Source organism: Flavobacterium sp. (assembly GCF_044339515.1).
Lineage (GTDB): Bacteria > Bacteroidota > Bacteroidia > Flavobacteriales > Flavobacteriaceae > Flavobacterium.
Genome location: NZ_JBIIVK010000010.1, coordinates 57,830 through 80,537 on the forward strand (window position 1 = coordinate 57,830; position 22,708 = coordinate 80,537).

Genomic DNA, 22,708 nt, shown 5'->3' on the forward strand with positions numbered 1-22,708 from the left:
CATTATGTCTGACGTAACTGCAATTCAAAATTTAGTTCAAAAAAGAAAAGATTTAAAACAAGAAATTTCTAAAATCATTGTGGGTCAAGACCTTGTGGTTGATCAAATTTTGTTGAGTATTTTTTCCGGTGGTCACGCTCTTTTAGTCGGTGTTCCCGGTTTAGCAAAAACATTGATGGTCAACACTATAGCTCAGGCATTGGGATTAGATTTTAAACGTATTCAGTTTACACCGGATTTAATGCCGTCTGATATTTTGGGAAGCGAAATTTTAGATGAAAACCGAACATTCAAATTCATCAAAGGCCCCATTTTCTCCAATATTATTTTGGCCGATGAGATCAACCGTACGCCACCCAAAACGCAAGCAGCTCTTTTAGAAGCTATGCAGGAACGTGCGGTAACGATAGCCGGTCATAATTATAAATTGAGTTTACCTTATTTTGTATTGGCGACACAAAACCCAATTGAGCAGGAGGGAACCTATCCGTTGCCGGAAGCTCAGTTAGACCGTTTTATGTTTTCTATCAAATTAGATTATCCATCGTTTGCAGAAGAAGTTCAGGTGGTAAAAAGTACTACTTCTGACCATAAACCTGAGATTAATCCGTTGTTTACGGCTCAGGAAATTATCGATTTTCAACACTTAATTCGTCGAATTCCGGTAGCAGACAATGTCATTGAATACGCGGTAACTCTTGTAACTAAAACACGTCCGGACAGTAATCTAGCGACCGATTTTATCAAAAATTATATCGATTGGGGTGCAGGGCCAAGGGCATCTCAAAACTTAATTTTAGCTGCCAAAGCTCACGCTGCTTTTAATGGAAAATTTTCACCTGATATCGAAGATGTTAAGGCTGTAGCCGAAGGAATTCTGCGTCATCGTGTTGTTAAAAATTACAAAGCCGATGCCGAAGGACTTTCTATCGAAAAAATCATCGAAAAGTTATATTAAATACCAAACCAATAATGGATGTTTGGACTACCTATTAATTTAGAAAAACGAATTCCGGGTTTAGATTTAGCTCGTTCGCTTGCTATTTTTTTAGTAGTTTTTTCTCATTCGTTATGGATTAGTGAAAATTATCCGCCATTGGTGAAATGGTTGATGCATTTTACGGCGACTATCGGTGTAGAAATCTTTTTTGCTATCAGTGGTTTTTTGATAGGGAAGATTGTCTATCGCCTCATTCAAAAAGAAGATTTTTCGTTTCAAGATGTTCGGGAATTTTGGAAACGAAGATGGTTTAGAACTTTACCGAATTACTACCTAGTATTACTGATCAACATCCTTCTTTGGTACTTAATTTATGGAAAAATACCCGAACGGATTGGATTGTACTTTGTTTACCTGCAGAACTTTTTTTCGCATTCACCCGATTTTTCAAGGATTTCGTGGAGTTTATCGGTAGAGCAATTTTGTTATATCATCGGTCCGGTTTTACTGTATTTGTTCATCCGTTTCATTCCGTCCATCAATCGCAAGAAGTTATTTTTGGGGATTACTTGCGGAATTATTTGTGTCGTGCTACTCATTCGTTTTTGGTTTCACGAAACCCATCAATTGGCGTCTATTTATGAATGGAATGAAAACCTCAGAAAAGTTTCTATGTATCGATTGGATGCTATTTATTATGGTTTTCTAGCTTATTACCTTTATGTGAATTTCCCGATTTCAGCCACATTGACCAAGTTACTTTTTGTGTTAGGTATTTTAGGCATTTTCACCCTTCACTTATTTATTTTTTATTGGGGAATTTCTTTTGAAACGCATCCCGGATTTTTTAATGTATTATATCTGTCGTTAAATTCGGTATCCATTTGTAGTTTAATGCCGTATTTGTTTACGATTACTATTACGTCAAGGAAAGTTTTAAATGCTGTTACCTTACTCAGTGTTTTGTCGTATAGCATTTATCTGTTGCATTACACGATTATTTTGCACAGTATGAAAGTTTTGGTACCTTCAGACCATTTGGAGGGAATTCCGTTGTTGGTTTATACGTTATTGTATTGGTTGCTCATTTTAGTCTTTTCGTATTTATTGTATCGTTTTTTTGAACGACCCATGACTGATTTGAGGGAAAAAAAGTAATTGTTATTTTGCTTTTGAAATAAATTTTGAATTCACTATCGCATCCATTTCTTCATCATAAAAAAACAAAAACATACTTCCCATCATGTCTTGGTCTTCTTTAGACGTATTGTTTACCTCTAACACAATTTCATATTCCTGATTCGCATAAAGCCAAATTCCTTCTTTCGAAGTAAAATTTTCAATGTTAGTTAAACCAATACTATTTTGGTGATTCGTTACTTTACTCACAAATATCGGTTTTTGAGTTGTTTTATTAAACAGCATAATTCGTGTGGCAAATGGATGAACGTGAATGGCGGCCGCATGCAAACGCAAACTGTCTTTGATTCCCAATTGATGATTAATACCGCTACGATACGTATTTTTTCCGGTTGGAATCACCCAATGTCCGGATAGTTTATTACCGCTTCCATCATCATAACTGTGGTTTTTGGTTTCTACGGGAATGCAAAAATCAGCACCCGGATCGGTCGGGCTTTTGTACGGATCATATTTGTCGTAGGGCAACATGATAAAAGCCGTTTTGCTCATCAACGGTTTTATGTTTTTATCTTCCTGATAAGAAATAGAAACTTTGTGTTTTACTTTGTAATAGGCCTCTTTTATATTGTGATTCAACGTTTGTGTTGTTACATAAAGAAAGTCATTTCCTTTTATTGGTACTCCGTACCCTTCCGGAAATTCAAATGTTTCCATGCCGTGCGAAAGCGAAGTCAGTCTCGGATATTGTTTGCCTATTCGGTCTTCCAATCCAAAGGTGGAATAATATTTCGAATCATTCATATCCACATTCATGTGGCAAATAAAATCATTCGACATTTTTTTACCGGTTTTAGCATCTTGAGCCACTACTTTATATCCGGTAATCCATAACAAAGTTGAATCTTGCGATAACATGACATAATTAGACGCTTTCGGTCCTTCCATTGATTTGTAAATGTCATCCACGATAAAAGTAGGCGATAGCATTTTGTATTCTTTGGAATGGTTTTCCACTTTCCAATCGTTATCCACCAAACCGGTTTTGTGTAATAGTGTAGTCTTTACGATTGCTTTATGACGAGTTGATAATTGGGCATACCAAATTCCTCCACCAACGATAGAAAGCACCATTAGCAGTGCTAAAATTTTATATATCTTTGTTCTTCGCATATCCGCAAATTTAAGTATTTCTATGATTGATAATCAAATTGTTGCATCGAAAAGAATTTTCGGATTAGATTTTCTCAGGTCATTGTCCATTTTGTTGGTGCTTTTCTCTCATATTTCATGGATTTATCAATCCGATGGCTTAATTGGAAAAATGCAGGATTTCTCGGGTTTAATCGGAATTGAGTTATTTTTAATGTTGAGTGGTTATTTGGTAGGAAGCATTATTTTAAAACAGTTTTTAACCCAACACTATACGTTTAAAGAAGTTGGCAATTTTGTAAAAAGGCGATTATTCAGAATTTTACCAAGCTATTATCTCATTCTGTTTATCAACCTATTTATTGCTATTTATGTTGGACTTTCCATTTCTGATTGGTGGCTGTATTTTTTGTTTTTTCAGAATTTTTCAACACCAATTCCGTCTTTGTTTCCTGAATCATGGAGTTTGCCTATCAAAGAATTGAGTTATGTTTTGGTTGTAGTCATTCTTTTTGCCTTTGCGAAACAAGTCCGTTTGAACTTTAGAAAATCCTTTTTTTTGATAGTAGTTTATGGATTATTACTGCTTTCCATTCTTTTGAAGATTATTTACCATATTGAAAATCCGGAATTTTCATTGACAAAGTGGACAGCTGAAGTTCGTTCCGTCGTTATTTACAGAGTAGATTCGGTGATGTTTGGTATTCTATTTGGTTATTATTATGCTGAATAAAAAGGATTTTTTCAAGTGAAAAGTTTTTTACTCTTAGGATTGGGAATTTTGCTACTGCTTTTTTTCATCCTATTACTCTTGTTTTTTAATTTGAATGCAATCGCCTGGTTTTGGAATATTGTTGCTCTTCCCTTCATTTCGTTGATTGTTCTGTGTTTTTTACCGATGTTACTTTCATGGAATAAAGCATCAAAAAAGGTTCGTAATATCGTTACCTTTTTATGCAATTTGTCCTATTCGGTCTATTTGATTCATTATAGTATAGTCCTTTTTTTGATGAAATATTTTATTGATACAAGTTCTTTTTCACTCTCGGAATTACATATCTTTACGCTAGTTTATCTGTTGATTACCTTTACGTTGGGATACTTTTTTTATACTTATTTTGAAAAACCAATCAATACTTTCAGAGTTTCTAATTTTAAACTAAATGGAAAAAAAATCTTCAAGCGGTAGCATTTTCGGATTAGATTTTCTGCGAGCCATCGCTATTTTGATGGTATTGTTCGGACATTGTATGTTGATTTATCCGCCCAGTCAAAGTTTGATTGCACAAGTTGGACTTTTTTGCGGCTTTCTTGGCGTTGAGGTTTTCTTTGTTTTGAGCGGTTTCTTGGTAGGAAGAATTCTATATCGAATGTATAGTGAAGATGATTTTACGGTAAATTCAATTCTAAATTTTTTTAAAAGAGGAGCTTTTCGCCTATTACCCAACTATTATTTAGTACTGATTTTAAATTTAATCATCAGTTTTATCATTGGGTATGCTGTTTCGGATTGGTGGAAATATTTTATCTTTCTTCAAAATTTCAGTAGTACGATGTTACCCTTTTTTCCGGAATCGTGGCCCATTCCGATAGGCGTATTTGCCTTTTTATTGTTTCCAATGACTCTTTACCTCAAATCGAAGATTGTCAAGCCAACCCATAAATCGTTGTTCTTTTTAGTTGTAATTTTAGGATTGACGTTATTTTTTGTTTTCACTAAAGTTTATTACGCTCTTACCACCCAAAATACAACGTTAAACGAGTGGAATTTGGACTTAAAAGCCGTCGTGATTTATCGTTTAGATGCTGTTTTTATGGGTGTTTTAGCCGCTTGGGTTTCATTAAATCTTCCAACTTTTTGGAAAAAAATAAAGTTTTCCTTTGCGTTTTTAGGAATGATTTTATTCGGATTTCTATTTGTTGGTGTTGGTTTTTTTCAACTCACGATTGAAAATTATCCCAACTTTTGGAACATACTTTATTTGCCGCTCACTTCTTTAATGGTACTGTTTTTTCTTCCCCTTTTATCACAATGGGAAACCACAACAATCACTTTTGTTCAAAACCCGATTATTTTTATAAGTACTATTTCCTATTCTCTTTACCTACTTCATTACAGTGTCATTCTTCAATTGGTTCGATTTTATTTTCCAACAGATAAGCTTTCGATGAATCAATTGCCTATGTTCATGTTTTGCTATTTAGTACTTACTTTTTTATTGGCTACCTTGCTGTATAAATTCATAGAAAAACCAATTCTGAATTTTAGTTCTGGTAAAAATCACTGATTTAGAGCACTTTTTCAATGCTGATTTTACGATATTGATAATATAGGTTTCTAATATTGCCAAATTTGTATTTTAACGGCATAATATTGATTTTTATTGAAAATAATATCTAAAAAATAGAATTTCTGTAAAAAATGATTTCTAAAAGATATATTTCACTAATAATTTTACAATGTTCTAACGTTTTCGTAAATTCGCACCACAAACAAATAACACTTATTTATTATGGCATTTGATATAGAAATGATTGAAAAGGTCTACGCTACACTTGGCGAGCGTGTGGAAAAAGCACGTGAGTTAGTGGGAAGGCCTCTTACTTTGTCAGAAAAGATTTTATATTCACACTTATGGGAAGGAACGCCAACCCAAGCATTCACCAGAGGAAAAGATTATGTTGATTTTGCACCGGACAGAGTTGCGTGTCAAGATGCTACAGCTCAAATGGCTTTGTTGCAGTTTATGCATGCCGGAAAAAGCAAAGTAGCGGTACCAACTACCGTTCATTGTGATCACTTAATTCAAGCAAAGGTTGATGCAAAAACCGATTTAGCTCGTGCAAAACAACAAAGTAATGAAGTGTTTGATTTTCTTTCTTCTGTATCCGATAAATACGGAATTGGATTTTGGAAACCGGGAGCAGGAATTATTCACCAAGTAGTTTTAGAAAATTATGCTTTTCCGGGCGGAATGATGATTGGAACCGATTCACACACTGTTAACGCGGGTGGATTAGGCATGTTGGCCATCGGAGTAGGTGGTGCTGATGCGGTGGATGTAATGTCAGGAATGGCATGGGAATTGAAATTTCCAAAATTAATCGGAATTAAACTAACCGGAAAATTATCAGGTTGGACAGCTCCAAAAGATGTAATTTTAAAAGTAGCCGGAATTCTTACTGTAAAAGGAGGAACCGGAGCAATTGTAGAATATTTTGGAGAAGGAGCTTTAGCAATGTCTTGTACCGGAAAAGGTACGATTTGTAATATGGGTGCCGAAATTGGGGCAACTACATCTACCTTTGGTTATGATGCTTCAATGGATCGTTATTTACGTTCAACAGGAAGACCGGATGTGGCTGATGCTGCCAACAAAGTAGCTCAACATTTAACGGCAGACCCGGAAGTTTATGCTCATCCGGAACAGTATTTTGATCAAGTAATTGAAATCAATTTATCGGAATTAGAACCTCATTTAAACGGACCTTTTACACCGGATTTAGCAACTCCAATTTCTAAAATGAAAGAGGAAGCTATTAAGAATAATTGGCCATTAAAAATTGAAGTAGGTTTGATTGGTTCTTGTACCAATTCCTCTTATGAGGATATTGCTCGTGCGGCATCCTTAGCCAAACAAGTGGCAGACAAAAATTTAAAAACAAAAGCTGAGTTTACTATCACACCAGGTTCAGAAACTGTTCGTTACACCATTGAACGTGATGGATTTATCGATACGTTTGATAAAATTGGTGCAACAGTTTTTGCCAATGCTTGTGGACCATGTATCGGAATGTGGGATAGAGAAGGAGCAGAGAAAGAAGAACGTAACACTATCGTTCATTCATTCAACCGAAATTTTTCTAAACGTGCCGATGGAAATCCGAATACGTTAGCATTTGTGGGTTCTCCTGAATTGGTAACTGCTTTAGCAATTGCCGGAGATTTAGGTTTCAATCCGCTTACTGATACCTTAATTAATGAAGACGGGCAAGAAGTAAGATTAGACGAACCAACCGGAAACGAATTGCCACCTAAAGGTTTTGATGCCGAAGATCCGGGTTACCAAGCTCCTGCCGAAGATGGTAGTGGAGTTCAAGTAGCAGTTAGTCCAACTTCAGAACGTTTACAATTGTTGGAGCCGTTTTCTCCTTGGGATGGGAAAAATATTATGGGTGCTAAATTGTTAATCAAAGCATTCGGAAAATGTACTACCGACCACATTTCAATGGCGGGACCTTGGTTGCGTTTCCGTGGTCATTTGGATAATATTTCCAATAATATGTTGATTGGAGCAGTGAATGCGTTTAATCAAAAAACAAATTCAGTTAAGAATCAATTAACGGGTGAATATGATGCTGTTCCTGCTGTACAAAGAGCTTACAAAGCGGCAGGAGTTCCTTCGATTGTAGTGGGAGATCACAATTACGGAGAAGGTTCATCCAGAGAACACGCAGCGATGGAACCTCGTTTCTTAGGTGTGAAAGCGGTTTTAGTCAAATCATTTGCTCGTATTCACGAAACGAATTTGAAAAAGCAAGGCATGTTAGCCTTAACCTTTGCGAATGAAGCCGATTATGACAAAATTCAAGAAAACGATACCATCAATTTTGTGGATTTAGTTGATTTTGCTCCAGGAAAACCATTAACATTAGAATTCGTTCATGCGGATGGAAGTAAAGATGTGATTATGGCCAACCATTCCTACAATGAAAGTCAAATTGGTTGGTTTGTGGCAGGATCTGCTTTGAATTTAATTGCAGCTGCCGGAAAAGCATAAATCTTAGCATATCATTTTATAAAAAAACTCCTGAGCAATCGGGAGTTTTTTGTTTTAAAAAAAATTACTCCGCTTGATTTTTCAATCTTAAATTATAGAAATCTTTTTCAATCTGAGCAAGTATTTCACTTATTTCTAAAGAAGAAATTTGAGTGGGTTCGCCAAAAGTTAAAGTGGAACTATGTGGAACAATTAAACTATCATCTTTTGGCATAGCTTTTCCCATTCCGGTCATATAAGCAGGAATATATTTGATGTTTGGCTTATTTTTTAAAACATATGCAACTCCCGGTTTTAAAGGTTGTTGAATCTCCGGTTCGCCTCTTGTTCCTTCCGGAAAAATAATAAGTGAATAACCATCTTCAATGGCCTTAATCATTTTGTTTATCGGATCATTTTCAGGATTTTCATGATCTCTTTTGCGTTGAATTAATAACGTATTTACAAAATAATTAGTGAGTTTTTCTTTAAACTTGGTTTTTCCAAAATGATCGGCGGCTGCAACAGGTTTAACTTTATGAATGACAGCACTGGGTAATGATGCCAAAAGGGTCATCGTATCTAAATGACTATTGTGGTTGGCAACAATAATGAATTGTTTTTCTTTTAGTAGAAATTTTGCATTATCAAATTTAACTCCAACAATTAATTTCAGAAAAACTCTGACGGTAAAACTATACGTTAATTGTAAAATTATTTTTTGCATTTAATAGGCGATGTAATAAACAAGATGAAAAAAAACAGGAGCCGTGTAAGCTAAAGAATCGATTCGATCCAAGACTCCGCCGTGACCAGGAATTGAATTACCCATATCTTTTACACCAATGTCTCGTTTGATAGATGACATTACAATATCTCCAAAGAAACCTGAAATCGCAATCATAAAACTCACAAAAATTAAATGTCCGGTTGATAAAGGTGTCAAAAATCCTAAAAAGTAGCCTATAATTGTAGTACTAATTATTCCGCCAATAAACCCTTCCCAAGTTTTATTCGGACTAACTTTTGGAATTATTTTGTGCTTACCTACTAATTTTCCCCAAGTGAATTGCATCACATCATTGATTTCAGTTAAAAAGACCAAAAACAATAATAATCCTCTTCCGCCACTTGAAAAACCTTCAATTTCTGGAAGTGAAAGTAAATAAGCCATATGACTTATACCAAAAACAGTCAACATTAAAATCCAATGAAGTGAAGCCATCGACTTAATAATTCCTGTAGTATCTCCTTTCAACACGAGACGTAACGGAAGAAATAAAAACATCACAATCGGAATAAAAATAATATAAGCACCATACCATCCGATATAGGAAAGATAATATTGAATTGGAATAGCAATAAATGCCCAGAAAATAGCTCTTCTGTCAGATTGTCTAAAACCTAACACCGAGTATAATTCTCTAAATGCCATAAAAGATAGCAAACCAATAGCAATATAAGAAATAGTTGTGTTGATTAAAGTTGCACCTACAAAAATGGTAGCCATAACCCACCACGATTTTGTTCTGGCTTTTAGCTCAGTTAAATTGGCATTGGGTTTTAATTTACCAATTACGAAAAACAGAATTGTTGCGAACGTGAGAATACCAAAAATTAAAAAAACGACAATGAGCAGTTCTTTTTTTTCAACGATATCAATCTTAATTAAATCATTCATTCTTTAAAAAAATTACAATTTTAAGCAATCTGTTCACACAAGTAATTATTAATCCAATGTTCATAATTATCAACGCATAATAAAAGGCGGGGAGATACCAAATGCCAACAATACAACCCAAACAAATAAGAACCATTCGATGTTGTTTTGCCATTGGTCCACTAAAAAAATGTGGTGTATTTAATGAGGCTCCTAAAGTTCTAATGTATGCCGTAAAGATTGATAAGATAATCGCTAAATAAGTAAGATGAATGCCATAAGGAAAATCCATTATTAATAATCCTGCACCGAAAATAATAACAGAATCACTGATTCTATCTGGAACTTCATTATACAATCCGCCAACTACAGATTTTTTATTATGCTCAATAGCAACCATTCCATCTAAAAGATTCATCAACAATCTCCCTTGAATGCCAACGATTGCGATTATCATCAATACGGCATGATTATACATTAATTGACTTTCGAAATAAAATACCAAAAGTGAGATTGCAGAAAACACAATACTCAATAGAGAAATAAAATTTGGGGATAAGCCATTTTTAGCACACCATGATGCAATTTTCTTAACCAACGAATTATCTCTGGTAGTGACCGGTCTTCTATTTTGATTCATTACATTAGTCTTTTCAAAAAATTAATTTAATTAATGAAATTAGTTGACTAAAGTAATAAAATTATTAATAATGTATGAATAATTGTAAATAATTACTCAAACTTATTCATAACTAATCTATTGTAAAGTTAATAGCAGCTGCCGGAAAAGCTTAAATCTTAGTATGCCATTTTATAGAAAAACTCCTGAGAAATCGGGAGTTTTTTTATGAATATAATTTTGAATTCTATTTACCATGTACTTCAACTATTCCATTATGCCAAAAAACTTTGTCATAATAAAATTCAATGCTGGTTAAGTTATGTTTTTTCTTAATAAAACATTTACCAATCACTTTTGCTTCTTTACCCAAAACAGTTACTACGGCATTGTGTTTAATTCTATTTTGTTGGTAAAGCGTGTATAGTTTATAAGCAATGTCTTGTCGAATTGTCATTTTTGCATTGAATGTACTCACAACCATAGTACCTGTTTTGGTATTTGCGATTAATTCCATGCCGTTTTGACCATGCTGATAGGTCAGAATAGTTTCTTGCGTAAAAGCAAGCTGAGTGCTTATGAGCACTAAGAATAGTAGGTATTTCATGAGATTTTGGGTTAAATCGTTAGCAATATAACGTAAATACTTGAAATAATTGTATTTAGCTTACCTTTATTTGTTGAACAAATAAAAAAAACCGCTCAACTACATGTTAAACGGTTTTTAAAAAGTATTTAGTTAGCTTAGTAATAAGCGTAACGTTGTACTTTAGAAATGTATTTTGCTAAGCGAATAACTTGGTGACTGTAACCAAATTCATTGTCGTACCAAACATAAAGCACTACGTTTTTTCCGTCGGCCGAAACAATCGTGGCATTACTGTCATAAATCGACGGAGCATTGGTGCCCACAATATCCGAAGAAACCAATTCATTATTGAGCGAATATTTAATTTGCTCCACCAATTGACCTTCCAACGCATATTTTTTCATGATTTCATTTACTTCTTCTACGGAAGTTTCTTTGCTTACTTCCAAATTTAAAACCACCAAGGAACCATTTGGAACAGGAACACGAATGGCATTTGAGGTTAATTTTCCAGCCAAACTAGGCAATGCTTTGGCAACAGCACTTCCGGCACCGGTTTCAGTAATAACCATGTTTAAGGCAGCCGCACGACCTCTGCGGTATTTGTTGTGCATATTGTCAACTAAATTTTGATCGTTTGTATACGCATGAATCGTTTCTAAATGACCTTTTACAACACCTAACGTATCTTCCACAGCTTTTAAAATAGGTGTAATGGCATTGGTTGTGCAAGATGCTGCTGAAAAAATATCCACTTTATCCGGATTGTGTTCTTTGTGGTTTACACCATAAACAATATTTGGAACTCCTTTTCCCGGTGCAGTAAGTAAAACTTTTGAAGCTCCTTTGGAAGTAAGATGTCTTTTCAATGCTTCTTCGGTTGTAAAAGCTCCGGTGTTATCAATTATTAAAGCATCTTCAATACCATAAGCGGTGTAATCAATTTCTTCATGAGAACCAGCAGATATAATATGAACCGTAGTTCCATTGATTAGTAAAGCGTTATTTTTGGGATCAGCCACTACCGAACCTTGAAAGTCACCATGAACGGAATCATAACGCAACAAAGAAGCTCTTTTTTCTAAAATGGTTGCATCATTTTTATCTCTTGTCACAATGGCACGAAGACGTAATTGCGTTCCTTTTCCGGTTTTAGACATTAATTCCCTGGCTAACAATCGGCCAATTCTTCCAAAACCGTATAAAACAACATCTTTTGGTTTGATGGATTTTGATTCTTTTGCTTTTCGCAATTTATCAATCACAAACGATTTGGTATTGTGGTATTTGTCATCCTCCAAATGATATTCATACGTTAATTTACCAATATCTAATTTTGATGGTGGTAAGTCTAACGACAACATTTCTCTGGCAATTTCCACTGAATCAAAAATGGAGATTGGTTTACCCACAAATTCGCCTGCATATTCATGTAAGTTTAAAATTTCAGATACGTTTTTGTCAATCAATTGATTACGGAAAAGAACCATTTCAATCGATTTGTCATACCATAAATCGCTGATAATTTTGATAAATTCTACTCCGGCTCTTCTGCGGTCTGCTTGAAACGAAAGCTCTTTTTCGTATAAAGAAGGATTGTTATTCATACTTTAAAAATTAGTTGGTGTTGTAAAATTTTGTGCAAAAGTATAGATTTCAAACGTTTTCGTAAACTTTTTTTACTTTTTTTTTAAAATAAAAAATCCTGCAAAATCAAATTTCGATTTTGCAGGACTAAATAAATTTTACTCTATTTATAGTATGATTCGCATGACTTGCCCATTGCGAAGCATCAGTTCAACGCGTACACCTTCTTTTTCTGTTTTGCTTCCTAAACCTCTCGAAATAGTTTCCACATCGGTGGCTTTTACTCCATCAATACTCAAAATAATACTTCCTTTTAATTCATCGGCATAAGGAGCCAATTTTTCATTGGTAATGTCTTTGATTTTTACTCCTTGTTTTAACTTGAATCGCTGTTTATCAGCCGGTTCCAAATCCTCTAATTCCAAACCATAAAATTCATAATTCAACAATTCTTTTTTGGTTAATTTTACAGGGATTGTTAGTCGTTTTCCATCGCGATTCACGGTCACATTTATTTCATCATTTGGACGTTTGGTATTCACATAACCGGAAAGTTCTGCAAAGGAAGTTACGTTTTGGTTATCTAATTTAATAATCACGTCACCCGATTTGATTCCCGCTTTTTCTGCACCTGAATTTTTGGTTACTTTGTTGACATAAAACCCTTGTGTTTCGTTTAAGTTTAATTCTTTAGAAGCAGCACCGTTCAACTCTCTTCCTTCAATACCTAAAATTCCACGTTGAACATTTCCAAATTCCATAATATCCTCAATTATTTTTCGGGTTATGTTGGAGGGAACAGCAAACGAATAGCCTACATAACTTCCCGTATTTGAAGAAATCATTGTATTGATTCCAACTAATTCTCCTCTCGTATTCACCAATGCTCCACCGCTGTTTCCGGGATTAACCACTGCATCGGTTTGAATGAATGATTGAATTCCGCTAGTGTCTAAATTTCTGGCTTTAGCCGAAACAATTCCTGCCGTTACGGTAGAATTTAAATTATATGGATTTCCCACTGCTAAAACCCATTCACCTACTTTCACCTGATCTGAATCGGCAAAAACCGCATACGGTAATTTCTCATCGGTTTCAACCTTTAATAAGGCAATATCCATTTTGGAATCGGAACCAATTAATTTTGCCGGATACGATTTTTTGTTGTTTAGCGTAATTTCCAATTCGGTAGCTCCTTGAATCACATGGTTATTAGTTACCACATAGCCATCTTCTGAAATAATTACCCCGGAACCGGTACCAATTTGTGGTTGTGCTTGTCCTTCTCGGTTTCCGTAAAAGAAATCAATTGGATTATAAACCGTACGGTAAGTAACATTTTTTACGTGAACTACTTGATTTAAGGCTAATTCTGCCGCTTCAGTAAAATCGACTGTTTCGGCGGAAAGACCAACATTTTTGGTCTGAATTTGAGGAGCGGTAGTTACTATATTTTTTGAATTTTCAGTGTTGTTTTCAAAAAATAACTTGTACGCTCCCAATGTGGTGATTCCACTTAAAAGAGATACTAAAAATAAATTGGTTACATTTTTCATAGGTCATCTAAATTTAGTTTATTAATGTAAATTTATACGATTTATTATTTCTGCAAATAAGGTTTAACGCACTTTAACAGCCCTTAACTTTTCTTTAAAATAATTGTACTTTTGCAATGCATATCTTTAACCAATGAACATTCAATTTTTTAAATACCAAGGAACGGGAAATGACTTTATCCTGATTGATAATCGTCAGGAAATTTTCTCCAAAAATGATACCAAACTAATCAAACAGCTCTGCGACAGACGTTTTGGAATTGGTGCTGACGGTTTGATATTACTCGAAAATGACAAAATTTCAGATTTTAAGATGGTTTATTATAATTCCGATGGTAATGAAAGTTCCATGTGTGGAAATGGTGGCCGATGTATCGTCGCTTTTGCGAAGCAATTGAATGTGATTGAAAACGAAACTACTTTTATTGCCGTGGATGGTGAACATTATGCCAAAATTTCAGCAGAAGGAACAGTTTCATTGCAAATGAAAAATGTGGATGAGATAAAAATGGCTTCCGATTATGTATTTTTGAATACCGGTTCTCCGCATCATATTACTCTGGTAGAAGATGTAAAATCTGTTCCTGTGAAAGAAATCGGCAGTCAAATTCGCTATAGTAATTTGTATGGAAAGGCAGGTAGTAATGTTAATTTTGTGGAAGTTATTACCGATTCTCTGTTTGCTGTTCGAACGTATGAAAGAGGTGTAGAAGATGAAACATTGTCTTGCGGAACCGGTGTTACAGCCGCAGCGATAGCTATGAATGCGATAGGAAAAACAACTTCCAATGTCATTTCATTATTGGTTGAAGGTGGCGAGTTAAAAGTGACTTTTAAAAAAGAAGGAAAAAAATATACAGAAGTTTTCTTAATAGGGCCGGCCACCTTAGTTTTTGAGGGAAAAATTCAAATTTAGACAACTGAACAATGAAAACACTTCACGGTCAACACATTTATTTACGGGCTTTGGAACCGGAAGATTTGGATTTTGTGTACCAATTGGAAAACGATGAAACCGTTTGGGAAATCAGTCAAACCCAAACACCCTACAGCCGGTTTTTAATCCGTCAGTACCTTGACAATGCTCAGCAAGATATTTTTGAAGCGAAACAATTACGCTTGGCCATCTGTAAGAATGATCATTTTGATGCGATTGGTTTAATTGATTTGTTTGACTTTGACCCAAAAAATAAACGTGCAGGAATTGGGATATTGATTCAACATCCCGAAAACAGACAAAATGGATTTGGCCGACAGGCTTTACAATTGTTAATTCAATACGCTTTTGAGCATTTGGAATTGCATCAATTATATGCTAATATTTCAACAAGCAATGAAGCAAGTAGAACACTTTTTACTACTTTTGGATTTGAATGTGTAGGAATAAAAAAGGACTGGAATTTTACTCATGGAAATTATTCCGACGAAGCACTTTATCAATTAATCAACACAAAATAATTTTCAAGACATATGAATTTTAAAAAGATAATCCTTTACATATCCTTACTTGTTTTATTGGTAGTTGCCTATTTTGGGTTTAAAGTCTATCAAATTGTTTTCACACCCAATACGAGTTTTTCAGAAGAAAAAGTAACCGTTTTTGTTCCTACTAATTCCACTTTTGAAGAGGTGAAAGCTATTGTTTCTCCCTATTTAAAAGATATCGAAAAGTTTGAAACTCTTGCGGAACGAAGAGGATATGCCACAGATATAAAAGCCGGAAAATTTGAGTTGACTCAAAACATGAATACCAATGCTATTGTTTCTGCATTGCGAAGAAGTGTTCCGGTTCGCGTTACCTTTAACAACCAAGAGCGATTAGAAGATTTTGCAGGTAGAATAGCTTCACAAATTGAAGCGGATAGTATACAATTGTTGCAAGCATTTAAAGAGCCGAAATTTTTAGAAGAAAACGGTTTTACAGAAGAAACTGTTTTTACTATGTTGTTGCCTAATACCTTTGAATTTTATTGGAATACTTCCGCAGAAAAGTTTAGAAATCAGATGGTAAAAGAATACTATCGATTTTGGAATGATGATCGTAAAGCCAAAGCTGAAAAACTGGGATTAACTCCGGTTCAGGTTTCTATTTTAGCCTCAATCGTTCATAAAGAAACTGCCAAAGTAGAGGAACGACCTCGTGTAGCAAAAGTTTATTTGAACCGTATGAATGTAGGAATGCCGTTGCAAGCCGATCCTACTGTGATTTTTGCCTATAAACTAGGGTCTAATGATTTTAAGCAAGTGATTAAACGCGTCTATTATAAACATTTGGAAGTTGAATCTCCTTATAATACTTACCGAAATGTCGGTTTGCCACCGGGTCCCATTTTTATGGCGGATGTGAATGCTATTGATGCTGTTTTGAGTCCTGAACAACATGATTTTATTTATTTTTGTGCCAGTGTTGAACGATTTGGCTATCACGAATTTGCAACCACATTAGAACAACATAATGTGAATGCCAAAAAATATGCAACGTGGTTAAATGCTCAAACCGCAAATTAATTGAGAAATTCATTTTTCATAGTTTCTTTATTTTTATTACTATTCATCGATAGTGCATTTGCTCAATCCGGTTTAAATAATTTTTTAAAACCTGCTGATACGTTAGATAGTCAAAGAAGAAATTTAGTTATCACATCAGAAGCCGTTCTAACCTCGGCTGCCTTGATTGGATTGAATCAACTTTGGTATGCCGAATATGAAAAATCGTCTTTTCAATTTAAAAATGATAATAACGATTGGCTTCAAATAGACAAAGCGGGACATGTTTATTCATCCTATCATTTAGGTCGATTGAGTGCCGAAATGCTTGCTTGGAGTGGTGTTTCAAAAAAAAATCAATTACTTTACGGTGCCGGTTATGGTTTTGTTTTCCTCACAGCTGTTGAGGTTTTTGATGGTTATTCTGCCGAATGGGGATTTTCCTGGGGCGATGTAGCAGCCAATGCCACAGGAACCGCTTTGTATGTTTCACAAGAACTATTGTGGGATGAGCAACGAATAATCCCGAAATTTTCTTTTCACACAACTCAATACGCCAATCAACGACCTGAGTTATTGGGTGAAAGTTTCAGCGAACAAATTCTGAAAGATTATAACGGACAGACGTATTGGTTGTCTGCCAATCTTCATTCCTTTACCAAAACTTCAAAAATTCCAAAGTGGTTAAATTTAGCTGTTGGGTATGGAGCAAATGGAATGCTTTCTTCTAAAAAAAATGATTTAACGATCAATGACGACCGATTTCGTCAATTTTATTTGAGTTTTGACGTTGATTTATCCAAAATTAAAACCAATTCACACTTTTTAAAGACTGTTTTCACACTTTTTAATACCATCAAAATTCCAGCTCCAACGTTTGAAATCAGTAGCTCAGGGAGATCTAAATTTCATGTTTTTTATTTTTAGAAAAGTTTAACTTGTTGATAGTCAATTTTCTAATAAAAATGTGTATATTTGCACCGTGAAATTCAAGATGGTGACAGAGCTTGAGAAATAAACATATATGTCGAAAAAATGGTATTTTTATTCTTGTATAGCCTTAATTGTAGGCGTAATTACTACAGGTTTTAAACCATATAAATTTGAGAATTTGAATTGGTTTTATGTAAATGAATCGGATGAGGTTTTACATTACACCGTTCCCACTGCAGAAGAATTGGAATATACAAACGTGATATTCCCACAAACCGGAAAAACCTATGCCGGTTTCAAACAAGCCTTAGCTTTTAAAGAATCACAAGGAAAATATCATTTAGTGAATTCCTTTGGATATATGGGAAAATACCAATTTGGTATGGGAACCTTGCGAACGATTGGTGTTCGAGATAGTCTTCATTTCATGAATTCTCCACAACAACAAGAAAAGGCATTCAATGCTTTGGCATCTATAAATAAATGGATTCTTCGTGATGAAATTGAAAAATATGACGGCAAAGTTATTAAAGGTGTAACAATTACCGAATCAGGATTGTTGGCTGCTGCCCACTTAGGCGGAGCAGGTTCTGTCAAGAAATTTCTAAAAAGTAACGGAAACCGAAGTATCAAAGACGGTTTTGGCACTTCTATAAAAAGCTATATCAAAAAATTTGGCGGTTATGATACTTCGCATATTGTGGCAAACAAAAATGCGAAAGTGAAAAGCAATTAAATATTAATATTGAAGATAAAGTTAGCAGGTTAATTTAAAATTGACCTGCTTTTTTTATTTCATTTTTTAATTTTTCGTTTTCTTCTTCGAGTTTCTTATTATATTTCAAAATAGTATCTAAAACTTCTTGAGGTATAGAAATAAATTGTATTCCAATGCTATTGTCTTGAAAAGTACAATGTTCATTTTTTAAATTTGGTTGTTGACTCTCTTTTATTTCTTCAACAGTTACATCGAGTGTTTTCGCAAATCGTTGCCATTCTTCATCCGATATTGGTGATTTACCTCTTTCCTTTCTTGAATAAGTTGTTTGTTCCATAGCAATATTTGAAGCCATTTGTTCTTGAGTAAATCCTTTCGATTTTCGAGCTTGAATGAGTTTTTGATGTTCCATTATATAACTTATTTTTACAAAGATATTATTATTTTCTCTTTATGCAATATTATGCAGGGATAGGTGCATAAAAAAATCATAGGAATTTCATTTTATTTTTTTGCATGCTATTATTTTTTATTTATTTTTGAAATAACAAAGCTATTCTTACTTTTAAGATAAATTGTAGCTTTGTTAAAGTTTAAGCCAAAATGGGAATTAGATGTTAAATGTTGTTTCAAAATACTTGAATATTAATAATTATTCTGATTTAATAGATAATTTCAGAGATTTATATTTGTCTCATCCCAACTACCCAAGTCTTTATGCAATTACAGATTCTTTTGATTCTTTAAGAATTGAGAATATTGCTGCTTATGTTCCAAAAGATAAGTTTGTTGAATTGCCTCAAAAGTTTATGACCTTTTTTGGAAATGAGTTTGTTTTAATTTCAAAGCATAACGATTTTGTTTTAATTGAATCTGATAATTTAGAAGAGTTTCAATTTAAAAAGGATGATTTTATAGTAAATTGGGATGGATTGTTTGTTGGAATTGAACCTAATGAGAAAGAATCGAAAGGTTTAAATTATAATAAGACTTTTAATAATCTAAAAAATGGACTACTAGTTTTTATACCATTTCTATTACTATTATTTTTTAAAGAACTTAATATTTACAGTTTGCTAATAACTTCTGTAGTTGTGGTTGGCTTTTTGCTTAGTATATTGATTGTTAATGAGAGTTTTGGTAGTAATAAAAAACTAGTTTCAAGCTTCTGCAATTTTAATTCATCTGTTTCCTGCAATAAAGTTTTTGTTTCATCTTATTCTAAAATAAATAGATGGTTGAGTTTTATAGACTTGCCAGTAATCTTTTTTGGGGCTGGATTTCTTAGTATATTTTTTGAAACAGGGATAACTAATTTGATTGGATTTATTAGTTTGTTAGTATTTCCAATAATCTTTTATACAATTTGGGTTCAGAGAGTTAAATTAAAAAAATGGTGTCCACTTTGTTTGTTGATTTCTTTTAGTTTACTTTCTCTAGGGATGTTTTTTATGATTTATTCATCAATATCTAGTTTGACTTTTCAAGGTTTAATTGTATATGTCTTATCAACTTTAACGGTTAGTTTATTATGGTTTTTAATTAAAGATAGTTTAGAGAAAATAAACAAACAAAGTAATGAAATTTATCAATTGAGGAAGATTAAAAGAAACTATGGTGTCTTTAATTTTTTAACGAAACCAATTTTAAAAGCAGAAGTATTTAACAGTTTAAAGAAAATCAATTTGGGAAACTCGAATGCTCCAATAAAAATATGTTTATTGCTAAGTCCATCATGTTTTCATTGTCATAAAATCTTTAAAGAGGTAATCAGACTAATGCAAAATAATCCTGATTCATTTACTGTGGATATTATTTTTAATATAAACCCAAATAATAAAGAAAATCCATTTAACGTTGTTGTAGAAACTTTGACAGAGATGAATATTACTAACTCAGACAAGCTTTTTGAAGCCATTTCTGATTGGCATATTCACAATTTTGAATTAGAAAAATGGAGAAATAAATGGAAAATAAACAATATTTCTAGTGAAACTGTTAATTTGATATATGAGTACTATGATTGGTGTTTGTTTAATAATTTTAATTACACACCTGTAATTATTATTAATCAAAAACTATTTCCAAAAGAATATGAACTCCAAGATTTGAACTATTTTATTACAGATTTAATAGAAGAAAATATTAATTAAAAAATAAGCAAAAACCATTAGGATAAAAATATTCTTGCAAGAGTAGTCAGAAACTCAACTGACTTTAAAGGATTGAGGAAAATTTAAATAAATAATTACTAGATTATGAAAAAATCAATTTTAGCTTTGGAAGGAGTAAATGTGCTTTCTAGAGAGCAGTTAAAGAATGTTAATGGTAGTGGCTATGTTACAGGCTATCAGTGTACAGGTAACTTTTATAGTAATACATCTGGGGGGCCAGCTACAGCCTATGAATGTACTGCGAGATATCAAAGAACATTTTTGGGATTTAATTACGGAAGTTCACAAGAGTTACCTGGTCAAGTTTTCCCTTGTCCGGTAGGTTTATGTGAAAGTCTAGGTTTATAGTATTAAATAGCTACTACACTATTTGTAGTGGCTATTTTTAATTTTTTATGATGAAGTTGAAAATAGTATTAATTTTTTTGTTGTATTTTTTAAAATTTGAAGCTCAAAGTTTAAAGTTTCAAATCCTAGATAGTTTAACTAACTCGGGTATAGAATTTGTTTCCATAAATTTACTAAACGGAAATGGGTTTTATTCTGATGAAGAGGGGAGAGTAACTGCAGATTTTTCAGGAGTGCAAACTATTGAATTATCACATGTATCCTATGAGAATATAAGAATAAATACTTCTGAAATTACAGATGTAATTTATTTAAAAAAAAATATTTATCAATTAAAGGAAATAGAATTAAGTCAAAGTAATAAAAAAAAATATCTCACTGAAAAGTTACAACGGTCTAATGAAACTTCTGCATGTGGTTTTGGTGCATATGGATTTCAATTGGCTACTTTGATAAAAGTTAATACTAAAAAAAAGTGCTTTTTAGATGAGGTTTCCATACCAATTGTATTAGATAAATTATGGATGAAAACGAATAATAATTTTGATTTACCCTATTCAATTGTTCAAATTAGCTTTCTTGAAAATAATGATGGATTGCCTTCAGATTCATTAATTAGCAACCCAGAATACTTCTTTATTGATAAAGATGTTATTAAAAATGAAGTTATAAAATTTAAATTAAAGTCAAGTATAGAAATATTTGACAAAGGTATTTTCTGTTCAATTACTCTAATTGGAAAAGCTGATAAAGATGGAAATCTAGTTTTGGAATCTCCAATTCGAAGGACATTTTTCCGAAATAAAGAAGTTGTTTTAACAAAATACTTACCATTACAAATACCTCTAAAAATTGACCAAAATGGACCAATTTCATTTTCGAAAAATTCATTTTCAAAAAATTCAAAATTTAGTAAAGTACGACCCCCAGTTTCCGTTTCAATTTATCTAAGTGACGAAGATAGAGAGAATCGGCTAGAGGAAATAACTAAGGAAATGAATAATTTTAAAATAAACATTGGTTTTAAATACCATTATTATGAATAGATTTCTTTTTTTGTCAATTTTTTACATGATGGTTAGTTGTGGCTCTAATGCAAATTTTGGAGTTGTAACATGTTCGGAAATATACAATGGCGAGGAGAGTATAACTATAAAACCAAAAAGAAATATAAGCCATTATATGCCAAAAAATTTTGGACATTCTTATTCGCCTAGTTATGATATTAAAATAGGTGTACATATCCCCTTAACAAAAAATAATGATGGAATTCTAAAAGAACTAATAATAGATGTAAAAAAAAGTATAATATATGACATGAATAAAAAAAAGAGTATTCATAATGATAATGATAAGTTTGCTCCTTTTCTTATTAACGTTTATGAGTTTGATTTAAAAAATAAGCAATTCATAAATAAGTTTTTTGTAGAAGACACATTAATTAGTCTAAAAAAAAATGAAAAAAAAATAAGATTAAACTTGGAACAATATAAAATCCCTTTTTCTGAAAACGGGTTGTTTATTACAATTGAAAAGTTAAGCAAAAAAAAATATGAAGAATTAGGTTTTGTTAATGGTCCTAGTTTTGGTATTGTTGGTGTTTCAAAACGGAATATTATTTCCCCTTACTATTTAAATAATCGATATGAAAGTCAATGGCAAGATTATAAATTTTTAATTGAAAGAAACAACACATTTGATATAAATTTTGTTATCTCTAGAAAGAAATTAAAAGCCAATTGAAAAGCTTTATTTTTTATTCGAAAGGAACCATAAAATAATATTTAATAACTATTGTCTATTTATTAGTTAAAAACATCTCCCATACTCAAGAAAATAGATTATCAAAAATTGATATTTTGGATAGCGATACAAAAGAAAGAATCGAAGACGTAAAAATTACTATATATACAGATAATGGATATGCAAATATAAATTACAGTTTAAGTTAAGCGACATTTTTGTAAATGTTGATTTGATTATTAAATTCTTCGATTGTTTTGTAATTCAATGCACCGTGGCGTCTTTTTTTGTTGTACCAGATT

At 33.0% G+C, this 22,708-nt stretch carries 21 protein-coding genes and 1 pseudogene; 14 read left to right on the forward strand and 8 right to left on the reverse strand.

The genetic code is table 11. From position 1 onward, the window contains the following. Positions 1-4 precede the first annotated feature (4 nt). Positions 5-958 carry an AAA family ATPase gene (locus ACIQ0M_RS04335; protein ID WP_396150091.1) on the forward strand — a complete coding sequence of 318 codons (954 nt, stop codon included), beginning with the start codon at positions 5-7 and terminating at the stop codon, positions 956-958. 18 nt (positions 959-976) lie between these two features. Next, entirely contained in the window at positions 977-2,098 is a 1,122-nt protein-coding gene (locus ACIQ0M_RS04340) for an acyltransferase family protein (protein WP_396150093.1), read from the forward strand. Between the two features lie 3 nt (positions 2,099-2,101). Here ACIQ0M_RS04340 and ACIQ0M_RS04345 read toward each other — a convergent pair whose 3' ends face one another. After that, positions 2,102-3,253: a hypothetical protein gene (locus tag ACIQ0M_RS04345; RefSeq protein WP_396150095.1), complete on the reverse strand. Its 1,152-nt coding sequence runs from the start codon at positions 3,251-3,253 to the stop codon at positions 2,102-2,104. Between the two features lie 22 nt (positions 3,254-3,275). Between ACIQ0M_RS04345 and ACIQ0M_RS04350 the strand changes: the two are divergent. The 3 genes and pseudogenes from ACIQ0M_RS04350 to ACIQ0M_RS04360 all read left to right on the forward strand — a co-directional run bounded on the left by ACIQ0M_RS04350 (position 3,276) and on the right by ACIQ0M_RS04360 (position 8,013). Beyond that, positions 3,276-4,421: pseudogene (locus ACIQ0M_RS04350) on the forward strand (acyltransferase family protein). Continuing rightward, complete coding sequence (locus tag ACIQ0M_RS04355) at positions 4,396-5,520, forward strand: acyltransferase family protein (RefSeq protein WP_396150097.1); 1,125 nt, start codon at positions 4,396-4,398, stop codon at positions 5,518-5,520. Before ACIQ0M_RS04350 ends, ACIQ0M_RS04355 begins: the two are co-directional and overlap by 26 nt. 225 nt (positions 5,521-5,745) lie before the next feature. Next, the gene (locus tag ACIQ0M_RS04360; protein WP_396150099.1) at positions 5,746-8,013 is read left to right on the forward strand and encodes an aconitate hydratase; all 2,268 of its coding nucleotides are present in this window, start codon (positions 5,746-5,748) and stop codon (positions 8,011-8,013) included. Between the two features lie 64 nt (positions 8,014-8,077). Here the strand turns inward: ACIQ0M_RS04360 and ACIQ0M_RS04365 are convergent, their stop codons facing one another. The 6 genes from ACIQ0M_RS04365 to ACIQ0M_RS04390 all read right to left on the reverse strand — a co-directional run bounded on the left by ACIQ0M_RS04365 (position 8,078) and on the right by ACIQ0M_RS04390 (position 14,003). Continuing rightward, on the reverse strand, positions 8,078-8,719 hold the full coding sequence (locus tag ACIQ0M_RS04365) for a lysophospholipid acyltransferase family protein (RefSeq protein WP_396150101.1): 642 nt from the start codon (positions 8,717-8,719) through the stop codon (positions 8,078-8,080). After that, a complete protein-coding gene (locus ACIQ0M_RS04370) occupies positions 8,720-9,673 on the reverse strand; it encodes a phosphatidate cytidylyltransferase (RefSeq protein WP_396150103.1) in 954 nt (317 codons plus the stop codon). Beyond that, positions 9,666-10,292, reverse strand: coding sequence for a CDP-alcohol phosphatidyltransferase family protein (locus ACIQ0M_RS04375; RefSeq protein WP_396150105.1), 627 nt, complete (start codon positions 10,290-10,292; stop codon positions 9,666-9,668). Before ACIQ0M_RS04375 ends, ACIQ0M_RS04370 begins: the two co-directional genes overlap by 8 nt. A 226-nt stretch (positions 10,293-10,518) precedes the next feature. Then, on the reverse strand, positions 10,519-10,878 hold the full coding sequence (locus ACIQ0M_RS04380; protein ID WP_396150107.1) for a hypothetical protein: 360 nt from the start codon (positions 10,876-10,878) through the stop codon (positions 10,519-10,521). Positions 10,879-11,015: 137 nt separating this feature from the next. Then, positions 11,016-12,467, reverse strand: a complete 1,452-nt coding sequence (locus tag ACIQ0M_RS04385; protein WP_396150109.1) for a glyceraldehyde-3-phosphate dehydrogenase — start codon at positions 12,465-12,467, stop codon at positions 11,016-11,018. 147 nt (positions 12,468-12,614) lie between these two features. Then, positions 12,615-14,003, reverse strand: coding sequence for a trypsin-like peptidase domain-containing protein (locus ACIQ0M_RS04390; protein WP_396150111.1), 1,389 nt, complete (start codon positions 14,001-14,003; stop codon positions 12,615-12,617). Positions 14,004-14,136: 133 nt separating this feature from the next. Between ACIQ0M_RS04390 and dapF the strand changes: the two genes are divergently transcribed. The 5 genes from dapF to ACIQ0M_RS04415 all read left to right on the forward strand — a co-directional run bounded on the left by dapF (position 14,137) and on the right by ACIQ0M_RS04415 (position 18,159). Beyond that, positions 14,137-14,919: a diaminopimelate epimerase gene (gene dapF / locus ACIQ0M_RS04395; RefSeq protein WP_396150113.1), complete on the forward strand. Its 783-nt coding sequence runs from the start codon at positions 14,137-14,139 to the stop codon at positions 14,917-14,919. An 11-nt stretch (positions 14,920-14,930) separates the two neighbouring features. Beyond that, the gene (locus tag ACIQ0M_RS04400; protein WP_396150115.1) at positions 14,931-15,461 is read left to right on the forward strand and encodes a GNAT family N-acetyltransferase; all 531 of its coding nucleotides are present in this window, start codon (positions 14,931-14,933) and stop codon (positions 15,459-15,461) included. A 12-nt stretch (positions 15,462-15,473) separates the two neighbouring features. Then, positions 15,474-16,511 carry an endolytic transglycosylase MltG gene (mltG, locus tag ACIQ0M_RS04405; protein ID WP_396150117.1) on the forward strand — a complete coding sequence of 346 codons (1,038 nt, stop codon included), beginning with the start codon at positions 15,474-15,476 and terminating at the stop codon, positions 16,509-16,511. Next, positions 16,512-17,417 carry a DUF2279 domain-containing protein gene (locus tag ACIQ0M_RS04410; protein WP_396150119.1) on the forward strand — a complete coding sequence of 302 codons (906 nt, stop codon included), beginning with the start codon at positions 16,512-16,514 and terminating at the stop codon, positions 17,415-17,417. Between the two features lie 97 nt (positions 17,418-17,514). Then, positions 17,515-18,159, forward strand: a complete 645-nt coding sequence (locus ACIQ0M_RS04415; RefSeq protein WP_396150121.1) for a peptidoglycan-binding protein LysM — start codon at positions 17,515-17,517, stop codon at positions 18,157-18,159. Positions 18,160-18,193: 34 nt separating this feature from the next. Here the strand turns inward: ACIQ0M_RS04415 and ACIQ0M_RS04420 are convergent, their stop codons facing one another. After that, on the reverse strand, positions 18,194-18,553 hold the full coding sequence (locus ACIQ0M_RS04420; protein ID WP_396150123.1) for a helix-turn-helix transcriptional regulator: 360 nt from the start codon (positions 18,551-18,553) through the stop codon (positions 18,194-18,196). 202 nt (positions 18,554-18,755) lie between these two features. Here ACIQ0M_RS04420 and ACIQ0M_RS04425 point away from each other — a divergent pair, with 202 nt between their 5' ends. The 4 genes from ACIQ0M_RS04425 to ACIQ0M_RS04440 all read left to right on the forward strand — a co-directional run bounded on the left by ACIQ0M_RS04425 (position 18,756) and on the right by ACIQ0M_RS04440 (position 22,406). Then, positions 18,756-20,294 (forward strand): vitamin K epoxide reductase family protein, encoded by a 1,539-nt coding sequence (locus tag ACIQ0M_RS04425; RefSeq protein ID WP_396150125.1) that lies wholly within the window; start codon positions 18,756-18,758, stop codon positions 20,292-20,294. Positions 20,295-20,399: 105 nt separating this feature from the next. Beyond that, positions 20,400-20,663: a hypothetical protein gene (locus tag ACIQ0M_RS04430; RefSeq protein WP_396150127.1), complete on the forward strand. Its 264-nt coding sequence runs from the start codon at positions 20,400-20,402 to the stop codon at positions 20,661-20,663. 50 nt (positions 20,664-20,713) lie between these two features. Then, positions 20,714-21,709, forward strand: a complete 996-nt coding sequence (locus tag ACIQ0M_RS04435) for a hypothetical protein (RefSeq protein WP_396150129.1) — start codon at positions 20,714-20,716, stop codon at positions 21,707-21,709. Continuing rightward, positions 21,702-22,406 (forward strand): hypothetical protein, encoded by a 705-nt coding sequence (locus ACIQ0M_RS04440; protein WP_396150131.1) that lies wholly within the window; start codon positions 21,702-21,704, stop codon positions 22,404-22,406. Before ACIQ0M_RS04435 ends, ACIQ0M_RS04440 begins: the two co-directional genes overlap by 8 nt. The last annotated feature ends 302 nt before the right edge of the window (positions 22,407-22,708 follow it).